This is a genomic window from Aquimarina algicola (genome assembly GCF_006443095.1).
GTDB classification, from domain to species: Bacteria; Bacteroidota; Bacteroidia; order Flavobacteriales; family Flavobacteriaceae; genus Aquimarina; species Aquimarina algicola.
Genome location: NZ_VFWZ01000001.1, coordinates 207,777 through 223,639 on the forward strand (window position 1 = coordinate 207,777; position 15,863 = coordinate 223,639).

A 15,863-nucleotide genomic window follows, 5' to 3' on the forward strand; every position below is an offset into this window, starting at 1 on the left:
AGAAATGCGGAAAAACGCTTTAGAATAGAGTAATTTGATAACCGTTGAATAGTTCTTGACGAACGCAATAATTGCTGTATTACAAATAAATAATATGTTTCTTTGCACAAAATATACCAATGAGCAACATCAAATCAATAAAGAAAATAGCACTACATCTGCTGATCTGGGTATTAAATTATTTGTTGTTTGCTTTTGTTGTCCATTCAGATTGGAACGGGTTTAATAATGTTTCTGAGGTTCATAATAGTTTAGCCTATGCCTATACCTATGGTATTTTTACCAATATCTTTTTGTTTTATATACAAGTGTTTTGGTTGGTCCCGAAAATGTATATGCTTAAAAGAAAATCAACATACTATGTGCTTTCTTTTTCTATATGCCTAGTAGTTTCTCTAATTGAAACCTATTTTGATTATATGCTGTATGATATATTTGAAATCTATGATACTGATGAATTTATGGATAACTTTAGCACTACTGTTTTTGTTAACCTATTTTATAGTGTTGCTGGTTTTTATTACATCTTTAGACAAGCGCACAAAACATCTGAAAAGGAAAAACAATTACTAATACAAGAATCGTTTAAGGCAGAATTAAAATATCTAAAAGCACAGTTAAATCCTCACTTTTTATTTAATGGAATTAATAGTGTTTACCATTTAATTGGAAAAGATGATGTTTTAGCCAAAGATACATTGCTTCAATTTTCAGAGCTACTACGCTATCAATTGTATGAAAGTGGTGCTCAAATTATATTAGAGAAAGAATTAGACTTTGTATTACAGTATATCAAGATGGAAAAAACCCGTAAGGGTTCAGATATTCAGCTAACCTACGATATAAAATTTGAGAGTGCTACAAAAAAAATAGTTCCATTATTATTAATTCCAATTATAGAAAATGCGTTTAAGCATTGTAGTAATCATACCAATAATTATGACAATAATATAGACATAAAAATTAAAGAAGTAGGAGGTAGGCTCTCATTGGATTGTGTAAATACTTTTGATGAAATAACCAATAAAAATACTGTTGGGGGAATCGGTTTAATAAATGTAAAAAGACGCTTATCGCTAGTATATCCAGATAAATATGAATTAACCATCCTTAAGAAAAATTCAAGGTTTATCGTTAACTTGGTAATAGAATTATAGAAAATAATAGAATGAAACAACTAAATTGTTTAATCATTGATGATGAACCTATAGCAAGAGAAGGTATTAGAGATTATTGTAAAGAGGTTTCTTTTTTAAATGTTGTTGCATTGTGCAAAAATGTACTACAAGCAAATCATTATTTAGGTAACAACCAAATTGATTTAATTTTCCTAGATATTAATATGCCTATATTATCAGGTATTGATTGGCTAAAAGATTTAAAAAAATCTCCTTCAGTTATTATGACCACTGCATACGAAGAATATGCTTTGCAAAGCTTTACATTTAACGTTTTAGACTATTTAGTAAAACCCATTTCGTTTAAACGGTTTTTGCAGGCAGTTAACAAGGTTAACAGTTATCACATACATAATGATGAAAAAAACATACTTTTTTTAAAAAGTGAAAGACAACTTAAAAAGATAGATGTAAAGGATATTCTATTTGTAGAAGCAATGCAAAATTATATCAAAGTTGTAACATCAAAAGAGACTATTATCACTAATACATCTTTAAAGAATTTTAAAGATCAATTGCCTGAAGATAATTTTATACAAACACATAAATCTTACATCGTGTCTAAGTATAAAGTAGATAAAATTGTTGGGAACGAAATAATAATTGAAAATCATAAAATTCCAATAAGTGTTCGTTTAAAAAGTAAAATCTTAGGTAGGTTCTAAGCTTAATTATGATATAGGAATTTATATAATTTTCAGAAAGTGTAAAATACTAGAATTTGAAAAGAAAAACCCGAAAATCTAATTGACTTTCGGGTTTTTTTGAATAATGCAAAGAATTATTTTTACAACCTATAATTTATAAAGTTTATTGTATTAAAAATTTTGAAGTATGGTCAGTACCCAGAGGACTTTCTACTTTTACTAAATACAGTCCAGCTTCTAATCCAGAAAGATCAATATTTAATTTTTTTGTATTCTCTTTTACTGTAAAAGATTTTATAGCTCTTCCGTTAAGATCTGAAATAATAACTCTATTATTTTTAAAATTTATTTGGCTTTCTAAAAATATATTATTGATTGCAGGATTTGGATACATGGTAAAGTCAACTTCTTTTGCAGGAGAATGTTTTTCTATACTTTTTGCGCTCGATTTTTCAGTATCACAATCAGGAGGTGTGCTAGAAGTACTGCAGTAAATAGTAAATCCTTCAGTTTGTGAAACCATTACAAAATTACCTGCATCAATCGTTACAGAATATGAACCATCAAGTCCTGCAAAGCCAGTATTAGTAAGTGTAATCTGAGGATTTGATTCATTAAATGTATGAGTAGTGTTTTCTAATAAATTTACCCACCAGCTAGGGAAACCATTATTTGTACTTACTGATAATTGATATAATCCATTATGAACTGAATCCCAGTTGATTGTTAAATTGGTAATAGTATTCAGATCAGGTCCGTCTCCCAGAACAAAAATATGATCATATGAGCTGTTAATAGATGGTAGTATTGATGATATCGGGGTATCAAATGGACATGGGATTTCTTTACAATCCGGATCAACTAATAAGCTAATGGTTTCTACGATACCGCTGCTAAATTCAGCATCACTTACAGTCAAAGTTACTGTAGCGTTCTCTAGACCGGAATAGGTATGAGAAACCTCTATACCTTCCGCTGTAGTGCCGTCTCCAAAATCCCAGATATACGTTAAATCATCCCCATCAGGATCAAATGAATCTGCGGCACTAAATGTTACATTAGAGCCACCGCATCGACCATTATCAAAAGAGAATTTAGCATCTGGGGGTCTATTAGGCACCGGATCTGAACCAAAATCGACATCACTGGTAGAATAGAAGGCTTCTGGGGTAAGTGAGCGTTGCCAAATACTATAGATTACATGCTTACCTTTTCTAGGAGGTAATATTACATCAATATTATCAGTAGCGGCGGCAGGTCTTGGTCCGGTTCGCTTTAGCAATTCTAGACTGTCCCAGGTAAGCGGTTGATCTGGTGTCCAGTCTGCTTTGGTAATATAAACATCATAGTACAAAGTTTGATGTGGTGTAGAATTTGTCCAGGTAACTGTATATGGTCCTGGAGTTACTTGTGTTGTCACCCAATCATCTCGTACTTGATCCAAACCCCCAAATTTATCTGGTCGCCCGGCACTTGCTAGATTTCCATCCTGTATAATTGTTGTATGCATACCACCAGCATCCATACGAGCGACTTCATTCCAGTCGTAGAATGCCTGTGTTCCCCAACCGATAATAGCAGCTTCGCAAGCAGGGGAGTCCGGGCTTTGAGGATCTTCTTGAAAACAAATCCATACGCGACTTGGCGGATTAGTTACCGTACCGTGTGTAAGAATAGATTGACAAGGTGCTAATAAAAAAATAAGACAGACCAAAGCCTGTATTAAGTTACTTTTAATTAGGATACCAATCCCAAAACAATGTTCTCGAGTTAGTTTACGTGTTTTCATAGTTTTAGTTTTAAGTTAAAATATATGGCGATTTAAAAAAGATGTATTAACCAATCATTACTTATTTAATTTGTTATCCATTACTATATTCTCTTTTTAATATTTCAATATGTCTTTGTATGCGTTCTATTTCTTCAGGCAAAGTACCTTTATAGACACCTCTGATATGTCCATTTTTATCAATTAGTATTAAATTTTCAGTATGGATAAAACCATTTTTATCATGAGTTTGTTTATAGGTTTCGTCTGCGAAATAAGCTTCTCTTGCCAAATTGTAAATCTCTTCTTCTTTTCCTGTAACCAAATACCATTTTTCTGGGTTTATATCGTTTCGTTCTCCATATTTTTGTAATATTTCTACCGTATCATGACTGGGAAAAACAGTATGAGAAATAAATTTAATCTCATCATCTTCAAAATATTCTTCTTGTAGTTTACTGATGTTATTGGTTAGTTTTACACAAATACTAGGGCAAGTGGTAAAAAAGAAATTAGCAACATAGATATATCCCCGTAAATCTTTATTTGTTATCTCTTTTCCTAACTGATTTTTAAATTTGAAGTTTGGGATTTTATGAAACATTTTTAGTTCATCATCAGTTGGTAACCAAGAGGGAGTAAAATCTGCAGTATTGTAATAGGGTAACTTATCGATTTTTTTTGTTCCTATTCTGATAGCTTTATCCTTATTTTCCAAACTCCTTTTACAGGCAGTTGTTATGCACGACAGAACTAGTAATATCAAACTTAATTTTTTAATCCACATAATTATCAGATTTACAATTTACAGAACCAATTAACCCGAAACGCTCACCATTTATTACTTGATAGTTCACTACTATTTTTCCCCGATAATCCCATATTTTTTGTGGACCGGATTCTTTACCATCGACATAGTTGAATTCTTTAGCCAGTTTACCATTGCTATACCATTCTTGTTGAATCCCTACGGGGTTCCCATCACTATCAAATTTTTTTATAAATTTTAATTGACCATTACTCCACCAGGCTTTATGGATTCCTGATTTTTTACCGTTTTGGTAGAATCGGATTGCAGCTAATTTTCCATTTGCAAATAGTTTTTGCTCTTCACCATGTTTTCTTCCTTCCAGATAATTCACTTTATTGATAGCAAGTGTATCTACCCTAGAAGAAAGTATACCAGAAAAGGGTTTATCTTTATAATATAAAAGGTCTCCTTTAGGTTTTAAATCTTTATTGCTAACATCAAGGTTATGAGTTTTTGGATTGCAACTAAAAAGAGAAAAGAGTAAGAATACAAAGATGATTTTTGTAGTGACATACATAGGGTTGGGGTTATAATTTTTTTTGTAATGTCTCGCCTGTAGAGTATAAAAAGAACCTTTATATACTATCACTTAAGATGATACGTATTTTACTTCTTTTTACCTTTTAATCAAACCAAATTAATCATGTAGCATTTACAATACATATAACGTTCACTTTTTACAGTGTACGGGATACATTTTGTAACATTACATTCCTGGATTGACTAACGATCTTAAATATTAAATAGCCTTACAAGTATGATGATAAATCATTTAAGGCTTTTATCTTCTAATTTTATTGAAGAATTATTGGATAAATATAGGTATCCAATAACGGATATAGTTTTTGGGATTGTGTTTTTTCATGTTGGTTTTAATTAAGTTAGTGTTTAAATATTGTACTATAATTTACCAAATATTATTTTGAAATAGACTGTTTAACAAAAATTTAAAACAAATAATTAAAAAATTTTAATGGGAATTTTTTTATGTTTTTTTGAAAAAATAGCGGGATGAAGTAGCAAGTTGTGAGAAAAATTATCATTGATTATGATTAATAAACATTTTCAATGACCTTAACAAGATTATATCGTTAAAAGTATTAGAATATAAATAGACGGTAATCAAAAATCGAATTAGTATAGTAATATTTATATTATACTGTTAGTGATTCATAGGGTTTCAAAGACTTTTCGAATTTTTTAAAAAGGTAATACGGTACTTAAATATTCAAAATAATATATGAGAAATATAAAGAAGAAGTATCTCTGAAATGATTTAAAACATAAATTAACCAAACATTAACAAACTTAATATTAGACCGTTCGTTTATTTTGATACATTTGTAATGTAAATCAGTGATAATGGCAAAGCATAATATAGATAACATTTTAGATAAAGGGATAGAATTATTTAGGTTAAATGGGTATCATAATACTGGAATAAGAGATATTCTTAAAGCTTGTAACATGCCAAAAGGGTCTTTTTATCATTCTTTTGAGAGTAAAGAAGATTTTGTTGTTAAAGCTATTGCGCGATTTGAAGAAGTAATAGGAAAGGAGTTTGAAAAAAACTTATCGAACGAATCACTATCATACTACAACAGAATTAGAAATCATTTTAAAATACATATTAAATGGTATACAGAAAAAGATTTTAAAGTTGGTTGTCTTTTAGGAAATTTGAGTACTGAGGTAGCGGGTACGATTGATCCAGTTTCAAATGCTATCTCAGGGGTTTATGACAGATGGAGTAGAGGATTAGCTTCCTTTATCAAAAAAGGGCAAGAAGAGGGTGAAATTACAAGTGATATTGAAGCTCTTCATTTGGCAAATTACTTATTCGATAGCTTTAATGGAGCGTTAGGAAGAATGAAAGTAGAACGAAGTAAAACACCTTTGGATCAATTTTTAAACATAAACCTGATGTTCATAAAAACAAAAGAAAAAGTTTGACTTTTTTTTAAGTTAAAAATAAACGAACGGTCTATTAATAAAAAATATCTAAAATGACCAATTAGATATTTTAAAAAGAATGGTCAAAAAAAGAAATAAAAATTTAAAAATTTATAAAAATGACAACATTTGGAAATTTAAATTATGATGTAAAGACAATCGAAAACGCACCCGAAAATTCGAAGTCAATTTTAGAAGCAGCAAAAAAAACATATGGTTTTGTTCCCAATCTATTAGGAACTATGGCACATCATCCTGCTTTACTCAAGAATTATTGGGATGGAGTAGCAAATCTAGAAACAAATAGTACACTGACTGCCAAAGAACAACAAATAGCTTATTTAGCAGCAAGCTATGAGAATAATTGTCATTATTGTATGGCAGCACATACTTCAATAGGTCAAATGCATAAAATTGATCAAAGTATTTTGGATGCCTTAAGAACTGGAACAGCAATTCCTGATGCAAAATTAGAAGCCCTAAGTCAATTTGTAAAATCAGTTACCGTAAGTAGAGGTAAAGTTTCTGAGACCGATGTTGAGAAATTCCTATCAGCTGGATTTACTCAAGAGAATGTGCTAGAAGTTATTACTATTGTAAGTCTTAAAGTTATGACCAATTATATCAACTTCATTGCAAAAACCAAAGTTGATACTGCTTTTGAGCCTAATGCTTGGGAAAAATTGATGATATAATTAAACAGTGTATAGAACCTGTTATTAATCATTACGAATATGACAGGTTCTCATTTAATCATTTTAAATAAAATAAATATGTCTCTCGTACAATCAAACATGATGGAATTGGGAACTAAAGCACCTGAATTTTCATTGCCAGATACAGTTTCCGGAAAAATAATATCACTATCTGAAATAAAGTCTGATGTAGCAACGGTAATTACCTTTATTTGTAATCATTGCCCATTTGTACATCATATAAATAGTAAACTTGTCGAGGTAGCCGATACCTTTCAGTCACATGGAGTTCAGTTTGTAGCGATCAGTAGTAACGACGTAAATTATTATCCTCAAGACGGACCAGATATGATGAAAAGAGTAGCCAAAAGTCAAGGTTATACTTTTCCTTATTTATATGATGAAACTCAAAGAGTAGCAAATGCTTATCAAGCAGAATGCACGCCTGATTTTTTTGTTTTTGATGAAAATCTTGAACTAGTATATAGAGGACGTTTTGATGAGACAAGACTAGGAATGGATAACGCGACAGGAAAAGAACTTTCTGAAGCATTAAAAGCTCTTGTACATAAATCAGAAGTGCCAACTGATCAAAAACCAAGTATAGGTTGTAGTATTAAATGGAAATAAACTAATTATAATTAATAATAAGAAAAGATGAAAAAATTAATTTATGTATTCGCATTATGTTCGCTGATAGCATGCCAATCGAATACCAAAACAGACAAAACAGCAACAGCAACAACAAATGAAGATGTTATTGTGCAATCACAGCCAAAAACAGCACGACAGTATATAGAACATGCAATAAATGCTATAGGAGGCTCAAAAGCACTTTATAACAAGGGTACTGTAACTTATGATTATGAGTATCGTGCACCAGAAGGACCAAATGCGATCACTCTAATTGGTAAAGAAACTTATATGTTCGAAGGCGAACGCTCTTATGCCTCATTTACTACACATAGTCTAACAGGAGCAAACGGTAAAGTAGTAGAAGGCTATGATGGTAAAAATGCATGGGTAACTTTTGACGGAAAAGTTTCTGATAATGAACAAGCCAATGGTGTCGCCAGGTTTTTAAGAAAAACAAATTATTATTGGTTTGCTATGTTCTATAAGCTACTTGATCCGGGAGTTAATCAAGAATTTCTAAGTGACCAAACTGTAAACGGTAAAGATTGCAAGCGAATTAAAATCACTTTTGGTGATGATGTAGGTGATGGCCAAGATACATATGTTATTTATGTAAACAAAGAGACAAAATTAATAGAGCAATTTCTTTTCACTATCGTAGGTTTCGGAGTAACAGATCCTTTTTTAATGACCTTTGATTATGAAACTATTGAAGATATAAAGATTCCTACCAAAAGAAGGTATATAGAATCAGATTGGGATGGAAATATTAAAGGTAAAAACTATTACATAACAAATTGGACAAACATTAAATTTGGTGTTGAACTAGATACATCTATGTTTGAAAAGCCTTTATTATGATGAATAACTATTTTCAATGCCCTCAGCAAAATAATATTGTTAAGGGCATTAGAATATAGATAGACTGTAATGAAAAACTGAACTAGTTAATGTATAATACTAGTCATATTGCTAATGCTCTGCGTTTGTCCGACAATTGAAGCGTAGGAGTATATAAAGACATGAAACTAGCCATTTTATGATTTAGACAAACTTTCTAATTTTTCAAAAACGGTCACTTTGTATGTCGTACTCACCGGCACTTTGGTATTTTCAATCAGCAAATGTGTTCTTGTAGCCTTTGTTACTCGATCCAAATTAGCAATGTATGATTTATGAGTACGTTGAAAATTTACAGATAATAATTTAGTAATATTAATTAGCGTTTCAGAGATCAGGTACATTCTAGTATCAGTAAAGATTTTTAAATAATTTCCAAAGCTTTGAATATATAAAATAGATTTGAATGAAATATTTACTGGTATACCATCATGTTTTATCTGCAATTCTTCACTTTCATGGTGTTGTTTTTTTAGTGCTATTATTGATGTAGAAACTTTATTGATGGCTTTCAAAAAACGTTCAATTTTTATAGGTTTCATTAAATAATCTACAACACCATAATTATAACTTTCTAAAGCATATTCAGAATAAGCTGTGGTCAAAATTACTTTAGGAGGATGTATCATAGCATTCAAAATTTCTATGCCATTGAGTTCTGGCATTTCTATATCTAGAAAAATAAGATCTACCTCATTGTGTTGTGCAAAATTGATAAATTCAAGTGGGTTTCCTGTACTGATTATGATTTCAAAGTTGTCAATTTTAGAACAATATTCTTCTATCACTTTACGTGCTAGTATTTCATCATCTATAATACCAATTTTCATCATGAACCAGTTTTTGCCAGAGAGGCTTTTAAATCAATAGCTAAATTTACACGATATATTTTTTCTAGATCCTCAATTTCTAATATGTGATTAGGATATAGTAACTGTAAACGCCTTTTTACATTTTCAAGCCCCATTCCTTTTCTTCTTGACTCAACAGCCATAGGAGGCTTTGAATTGATTACGCAAAAATGCAATGTAGTATCTTTTATGGTAGCAGAAATATCAATATAGCTTTGTTCATTCGTACTTTGGGCACCGTGTTTTACTGCGTTTTCGACAAAAGGGATGAGTAGCATAGGGGCTATGATAAAGCCTGATATCTCTCCATCGATTACAAACTCTACCTTACAACGTGTACTGAGCCTCTTTTCTTCTAGTAATAAGTAATTTTCTACAAACTCTAATTCTTCCTTTAGTAAGACGGTGTCTTTTTTTGCACTTTCTAGTTGATACCTCATTAATTCTGAGAGTTGCATCACCACATCAGGGGTTTCTGGCGATTGCTGTCTGGAAAGTGAATAAATACTATTTAAGGAATTAAATAAAAAATGTGGATTTACCTGCTGTTTCAAATAGTTAAGTTCGATCTCTTTTTGTAATTTTTCTTTCTCGTTATTTTTCCTTTGGATGATCATATTTCTTCTTAAAAAGAAAGCAGCCATCCCAGTTCCAGTTGTATAAATCAGGAAAAAGAACATTTTATAAACGCCAATCCAGTTGCCTTTCATATATCCTTTTATATAGGCAGCAAGAAATACACTTCCAATAAGAAAAATACCATATAGTAAATATTTCCTTTTGTCATAAAACATTGGAATCAGAATAAAATGATTGAACCAAATGACAATCATAATAAAAATAGCGTAACTCAACTGCCATGTATAGAATTCATAATTAGTACCCCAGTTATCTTTGAATAACCATCCACCTAATATCTCAAGCAATAGCACCAAAAAAAAGGCTCCTATATTAAGAAGTATTGTATTCCGAAGTGATTTTTTAATCATAAATATTCTCCTTAAAATCTATTAAAAATACCATTTAAACATACGAATACCATAATTTCTTTACAAAAGCCTTATATCAATGACGAAATGAGGTTATCATTTAATAGTGGTGTTTGTCCTCTTAATAAATTTAGACTTAGAATAAACTATACATTTATTCAGATTCATATTATAAATAATAAAATTATGAAGACGATGAAATTGTTACTATATATAAGTCTCATGTCACTTAACACCATCTTTGCACAAGGAAATATTGAACACGATTCTGATTTTCCTAGTATAATAGAGCGTAATGAACCCGCAGTTACCTTAGGTAAGATTTCTTCATTTCAATCCAAAGTCTTACACAAAACTATTCCAATATCAATTCATTTACCCGCCAGCTATGATAGTTCTAAGAAAACTTACCCTGTGTTGTATATGATGGGATCAGAATATCGAGCTCGATTCGCCATGTTAGCTTCAACACTTGACTATATGGGTGAGACACAAATTCCTGAAATGATACTCATTGGCATAGATTTACCTGAGGGAAATAGAATTTTGCTTCCAACAAGAGAAAGTAAAGACACAAAAATTCCGGATAGTTATATTAACTTTTTCGAGACAGAGTTAATGCCACATGTTAATACTAAATATCGAACCGCTCAGTACAATGTTCTTTTTGGTGCTTCTAATAGTGGTTTTTTCAGTGTTTACACATTACTTAACAAGCCTCTTCTGTTTAATGGCTACTTTGCAAGCAGTCCTTCCCTTAGTCATATACCATCAGTAATTGAACAAAAAATAAAATCAGGACCGTTAAAAACGCTCACAAAAAACAGATTTTTACACATTATTTATAGTGATGATGATTCTGATAGGACAACAGAATCTATTTCTAAATTCTCTCACATTTTAAAAGAACATAAACCTAAAAGTTTTACCTATAAAGTAGATGAATTCGTGAATCAAGGTCATGTGCCTGCAATGGATTTCACAAAATTTCTTATCGGGTTATACCCTGACTTTAACCCCTACGAAAATTTGGACACCTTGGATAAATTGACACAGCATTTTGATCGATTATCAGATCGATACGGGCACAAAATAAATCCACCAATATCAACAATAATGAATCTAGGTGCAGATGCAATACGAAATAAGAATGTAGTTGTTGCAGAAAAAATCTTTCAATATTCTTTACAAGTGTATCCAGAAGGGAAGGAATCTTATCTCGGTATGGGTGTTGTACGCAGAGATCAAGGTCAGCTTGAAAAGGCTAAAACTATGTTCAAAAAGGCATTAACAATTGATCCAGATTATCTACTTGCTGAAAGGTTGTTACAAAGACTCGAGAATAAGAAATAAGAACCTATACCAATATTCAGTAAAAAACAATTATAAATATTAAACGATCATGACAAATAAAACAAGCATATTATTTTTACTATTTTTTATCGTAATACATAGCGGATTTTCACAAGAAAATCCTACTAAAGTCCCTGAAGCTACAACTCAAGAAAAACAAGCCTCATTTTGGGATATACCAACACTCAAAGAAGCCTATATAAACGCTACCCCGATGGATAGAAAAGACGGTATTCTTGTAGGAGAATTAGGTGTTGATGGAGGTAATAAAGAAATGATTCTTAAGTTGGCCCGGCATATCTCTCTAAATGCATATGGTATTTTTGATAGTTTTCTTATTGCTCATAAAGATAAATTATTGTTTGAATCCTATTTTACAAAAGGGCGTATCGATCTACCTCATGGGCAAGCGTCAGCCACCAAAACATATACTAGTTTAGCTCTTGGTCGTGCTATCCAACTGGGGTATTTGACCATGAATGATCTGGAAAAGCCCGTGGCTAGTTTTTTGAAAGATCTTGATCCTTCTACATTTGCAGAAGGAGTAGGTGAAACGACTTTGCATCAGGCACTAACGATGACTACGGGGATTCAAATCAGTGATGAAAATAAAGAGAAAATGCGAAAAAACCCAGAGCGATTAAAAGGACAGGGGGAAGTTCAAGCTATTTTTGAGTATACCCAACCGATTACCCCAAATGCAAAAGTATTTCGCTACGGTACTGGACCAAGATTGGTTATGCAAATAATTAATGCTGTAGTACCTGGAACAGCTGAAGATTTTATAAAGAATGAATTGCTTGACAAATTGGAAATTACCAATTATAATTGGCATAAGAATGAAGAAACAGGGCTACCCGAAGCGGGATGGCGTACCGAGATGACTTCTCGTGCTATGTTGAAGTTTGGAATTTTAGCCTTGAATAAAGGGAAATGGAATGGTCAACAATTGATTTCTGAAGCATTTATTACCAAGGCAATGAGTAAGGTGGTAGATACCGGTGATAATGCTATTTATTTTGGAGGTTGTAAAGGGGTTTCTAATGAAGGATATGGGTATTTCTGGTGGAATGCAAATCTTGAATATGAAGACAAACGTTATTATTGCCCAAATGCGCAAGGCGGAGGAGGACAATTTATTATTCTAATAGAAGAATTGGACCTGATCGTGGTGGCTACAGGGCATAATAATTTTTATCCCAATACCTTGCGTATGACCGCAGATCGTATCCTACCGGCTTTTATAAAGAAATAGTAATTCATTGTATTTTGTTTACCCAAAACAATGGCAGAATAGATGAGGTATCAACCTACCATTCTTCAATTAATTACTGAATCTTATGAATGCTTTTTTGGTACAAAATATATTTAATGACATAAAATATCTAGTTTTGTCCTTTTTTGATTATTAATTGAAAGAGAAAGAATTAATAGTATCAAAAACAATTAAAAAGATAATTTTATATAATATCTTCTGTATCAAATATGAAGAAAATCATTTTAGCAATCATATTATCGTTATTTATTTTTTCATGCTCATTATTTTCAAAAAAAGAAAATCCCTATAAAGAGAATATTAAAAGTGAAAAAATGGTGTCTGACTCCACTACGAATAGAGATATTAAAACAGTATATTTTGTAGAAAACTTTGTAGAAAATGAAAATTTTACAATCCAGGAATTTGCTCAAGGTATACATAGTAGTTATTTTGATATCGGATCTTATTATGTGTTTATTGGTGTAGATGAAAAAGAATATCCTTCTCTTTTATTTTATGATAAAGAATTTAATTTAGAAATAACGGTTAATATTGGGAATAAATATGAAGCACAATCTTTTTTGTGGGATACTAATTTTAATTTATACGTAATAAATAATGAAAAAAAATATGCTTTAGTATATCGTGCAACAAACGATTATTTAAAACCAGATAAAATTATTAAAACAAGTCAAAATTTATTTCCTATAGTCCACTCTGATAAAAACAATCTTAAATCTAATAGAATTTCTAAAAAAATGAAATCTCTCAATTATCCTATTAAAGAAATTTTAAATAGAAAAAAGCAATATTACGATAGTTGTTATGCTCAAATATTTAAGGAGACTATTGAAACTGATAAGTTAAAAAAATATATAAAAACATTAAGCACAAAACATTCTTATTTCTTTATTTATGAGAATGATAAAATTGTATTTACAGAGCTAAATTTAGATTTTAAAGAACTTTTAGAACAAAATGATTATAAAAATATCAATAATAGTACTAAAATTAACCGAATTTATATAGGTAATAATCATAAAGAAGAAAATAGTTTTATAAATAAATATCACCTAGAAGTAATGGGTTACAATAGTGTAGGTGCAAATCATTTTTCTTTTGGTTCAAAAGTTCCTTATGGTCATGAATTTTATGATCTAATAGATCAAAAAGACACATTAAAACTGTTTACTTGTAAAAGTCAAATATCTGTTATATCCGAAAAGCATAAAATATTTCATAATAATGGAACTTTATATAAACTAATTCATAAATAAGTAGTTTTATAAAATTTCGTCTAAAAAAACTTTATACATTGGTATAATAGTGTTCTACTTTTCCTTCTATAATATTTCATTAAAAATGAAAACGTAGTACTAGAAACAATGGTAGGAGAGTAGTAGAATGTATTTCTAATAGGTGATCTTATCTACCAAGGATTACATTCTATCTACTATTAAGTACCTATGGGCTATTAATTTTTACCATTAGTTATTTATATCATTTCTTTATTGAAAATCTAAATTCAAATGGGGATGAATACGGTTAATATCATTATTTTCTGCGGACTTTTAAGCATTTCTTGTAGCGCTCAAAAAGTCGATAAACAACTTACTTATGCCAAAAAAAATTCAAAGAGTAAAGTGATGAAGCTTGTGAATGGTCGTTGGTTTAATGGTGAGATATTTGAAAAGAAAACAGTATGGGTTAGTGAAGAAGGCTTAATTAGCTTTAAAGCCACTGATAAAAGAACTGATACTATTATAGATGTATCTGGTAAATATATAATTCCTCCATTTGCAGAAGCCCATAATCACAATCTTGAAAGTGCTTATGGACTAGACAAAAGAATTGCATCCTATCTAAAGAATGGAGTATTTTATGTTAAACATCTTTCTTCCATAAAAAAAAGAATAGATCCGTTGATGCATAATTACAATAAACCTAGTGGTATAGATGTAAGTTTGGCTCATGCGCCATTGACTGCTACAGGTGGGCATCCTATTTCGCTAAGAAAAAGATATCTGGAATTTGGTTATTTTGCTGGGCTTTTTAATTCTATTGAAGAAATTGAATTTCATGGTTATGTTCGAATTGATAACAAAAACGATTTAGTACATAAATGGGATAGTATTATGTCATTTTCACCTGATTTTATTAAGATAAATCTGTTACATTCTGAAGAATATGAACAGCGAAAAGATGACACATTATATTTTGGTAAAAAGGGACTGAACCCTAAATTAGTCCCTCATATTGTAGAGAAAGCTCACGCTGAAGGATTAAGAGTAAGTGTACATGTTGAAACTGCTCATGATTTTCATGTTGCAGTTAATGCCGGAGTAGATGAGATAGCTCACCTTCCAGAAATAAAGAATGGGAAACATATTCATAAAAAAGATGTGATTTTAGCCAAAGAAAAAGGCATTATAGTTGTGACTACTGTATCACTAGTTACCAAAAAACAAAAAAGTCCTAATTATCAGGATTTGTTAAGTAATATTAAATTCAATCTAAAACTTCTGAAAGACGAAGGAGTTATCTTGGCATTAGGTTCTGATATGTATAATGATAATTCGTCTGGAGAGCTACAGTTATTATATCAATTAGGTGTATTTAGTAATCTGGAATTATTAAAAATGTGGACAGAAAATGCCACAAAAACAACATTTCCGAAACGAAAAATAGGGAAGTTAAAAGAAGGGTATGAAGCCAGTTTTTTGGTGTTAGATAAGAACCCTTTGGATGATATCTCAAAAGTTACAGAACACATTGTATTTATGATAAAACAAGGTGTAATTCTTAAATAACAGCAAGCAAGTCT

General features: G+C 30.8%; 15 protein-coding genes. 10 read left to right on the forward strand and 5 right to left on the reverse strand.

The features are described from left to right. Positions 1–119: 119 nt before the first annotated feature. Together FHK87_RS00930 and FHK87_RS00935 are read left to right on the forward strand one after the other, a co-directional pair. Positions 120–1,157 (forward strand): sensor histidine kinase, encoded by a 1,038-nt coding sequence (locus FHK87_RS00930; protein WP_140588693.1) that lies wholly within the window; start codon positions 120–122, stop codon positions 1,155–1,157. Between the two features lie 11 nt (positions 1,158–1,168). Continuing rightward, positions 1,169–1,843, forward strand: a complete 675-nt coding sequence (locus tag FHK87_RS00935) for a LytR/AlgR family response regulator transcription factor (protein WP_140588696.1) — start codon at positions 1,169–1,171, stop codon at positions 1,841–1,843. A 145-nt stretch (positions 1,844–1,988) separates the two neighbouring features. On the opposite strand, the gene FHK87_RS00940 is transcribed toward FHK87_RS00935, so the two are convergent. From FHK87_RS00940 to FHK87_RS00950, 3 genes are all read right to left on the reverse strand, one after another. Beyond that, positions 1,989–3,614 carry a lytic polysaccharide monooxygenase gene (locus tag FHK87_RS00940; protein ID WP_140588698.1) on the reverse strand — a complete coding sequence of 542 codons (1,626 nt, stop codon included), beginning with the start codon at positions 3,612–3,614 and terminating at the stop codon, positions 1,989–1,991. A gap of 73 nt (positions 3,615–3,687) precedes the next feature. After that, positions 3,688–4,380, reverse strand: coding sequence for an SCO family protein (locus FHK87_RS00945; protein WP_140588701.1), 693 nt, complete (start codon positions 4,378–4,380; stop codon positions 3,688–3,690). Further along, on the reverse strand, positions 4,370–4,921 hold the full coding sequence (locus FHK87_RS00950) for a toxin-antitoxin system YwqK family antitoxin (RefSeq protein WP_140588704.1): 552 nt from the start codon (positions 4,919–4,921) through the stop codon (positions 4,370–4,372). The genes FHK87_RS00945 and FHK87_RS00950 overlap by 11 nt, the downstream gene beginning before the upstream one ends. Positions 4,922–5,766: 845 nt before the next feature. Here FHK87_RS00950 and FHK87_RS00955 point away from each other — a divergent pair. From FHK87_RS00955 to FHK87_RS00970, 4 genes are all read left to right on the forward strand, one after another. Continuing rightward, entirely contained in the window at positions 5,767–6,357 is a 591-nt protein-coding gene (locus tag FHK87_RS00955) for a TetR/AcrR family transcriptional regulator (RefSeq protein WP_140588706.1), read from the forward strand. 119 nt (positions 6,358–6,476) lie between these two features. Further along, a complete protein-coding gene (locus FHK87_RS00960; RefSeq protein ID WP_140588708.1) occupies positions 6,477–7,052 on the forward strand; it encodes a carboxymuconolactone decarboxylase family protein in 576 nt (191 codons plus the stop codon). Positions 7,053–7,130: 78 nt separating this feature from the next. Further along, a complete protein-coding gene (locus FHK87_RS00965) occupies positions 7,131–7,682 on the forward strand; it encodes a thioredoxin family protein (protein ID WP_140588710.1) in 552 nt (183 codons plus the stop codon). A 27-nt stretch (positions 7,683–7,709) separates the two neighbouring features. Further along, a complete protein-coding gene (locus FHK87_RS00970) occupies positions 7,710–8,549 on the forward strand; it encodes a DUF6503 family protein (RefSeq protein WP_140588713.1) in 840 nt (279 codons plus the stop codon). A 176-nt stretch (positions 8,550–8,725) separates the two neighbouring features. On the opposite strand, the gene FHK87_RS00975 is transcribed toward FHK87_RS00970, so the two are convergent. Together FHK87_RS00975 and FHK87_RS00980 are read right to left on the reverse strand one after the other, a co-directional pair. After that, complete coding sequence (locus FHK87_RS00975) at positions 8,726–9,421, reverse strand: LytR/AlgR family response regulator transcription factor (protein WP_140588715.1); 696 nt, start codon at positions 9,419–9,421, stop codon at positions 8,726–8,728. Next, positions 9,418–10,428 carry a sensor histidine kinase gene (locus tag FHK87_RS00980; protein WP_140588717.1) on the reverse strand — a complete coding sequence of 337 codons (1,011 nt, stop codon included), beginning with the start codon at positions 10,426–10,428 and terminating at the stop codon, positions 9,418–9,420. Before FHK87_RS00980 ends, FHK87_RS00975 begins: the two co-directional genes overlap by 4 nt. 222 nt (positions 10,429–10,650) lie before the next feature. Between FHK87_RS00980 and FHK87_RS00985 the strand changes: the two genes are divergently transcribed. The 4 genes from FHK87_RS00985 to FHK87_RS01000 all read left to right on the forward strand — a co-directional run bounded on the left by FHK87_RS00985 (position 10,651) and on the right by FHK87_RS01000 (position 15,849). Then, complete coding sequence (locus FHK87_RS00985; RefSeq protein ID WP_226293959.1) at positions 10,651–11,781, forward strand: alpha/beta hydrolase-fold protein; 1,131 nt, start codon at positions 10,651–10,653, stop codon at positions 11,779–11,781. Between the two features lie 49 nt (positions 11,782–11,830). Further along, positions 11,831–13,036 (forward strand): serine hydrolase domain-containing protein, encoded by a 1,206-nt coding sequence (locus FHK87_RS00990; RefSeq protein ID WP_140588723.1) that lies wholly within the window; start codon positions 11,831–11,833, stop codon positions 13,034–13,036. A 230-nt stretch (positions 13,037–13,266) separates the two neighbouring features. Then, a complete protein-coding gene (locus FHK87_RS00995) occupies positions 13,267–14,316 on the forward strand; it encodes a hypothetical protein (RefSeq protein ID WP_140588725.1) in 1,050 nt (349 codons plus the stop codon). Between the two features lie 258 nt (positions 14,317–14,574). Beyond that, the gene (locus tag FHK87_RS01000; RefSeq protein WP_226293961.1) at positions 14,575–15,849 is read left to right on the forward strand and encodes an amidohydrolase family protein; all 1,275 of its coding nucleotides are present in this window, start codon (positions 14,575–14,577) and stop codon (positions 15,847–15,849) included. Positions 15,850–15,863 lie beyond the last annotated feature (14 nt).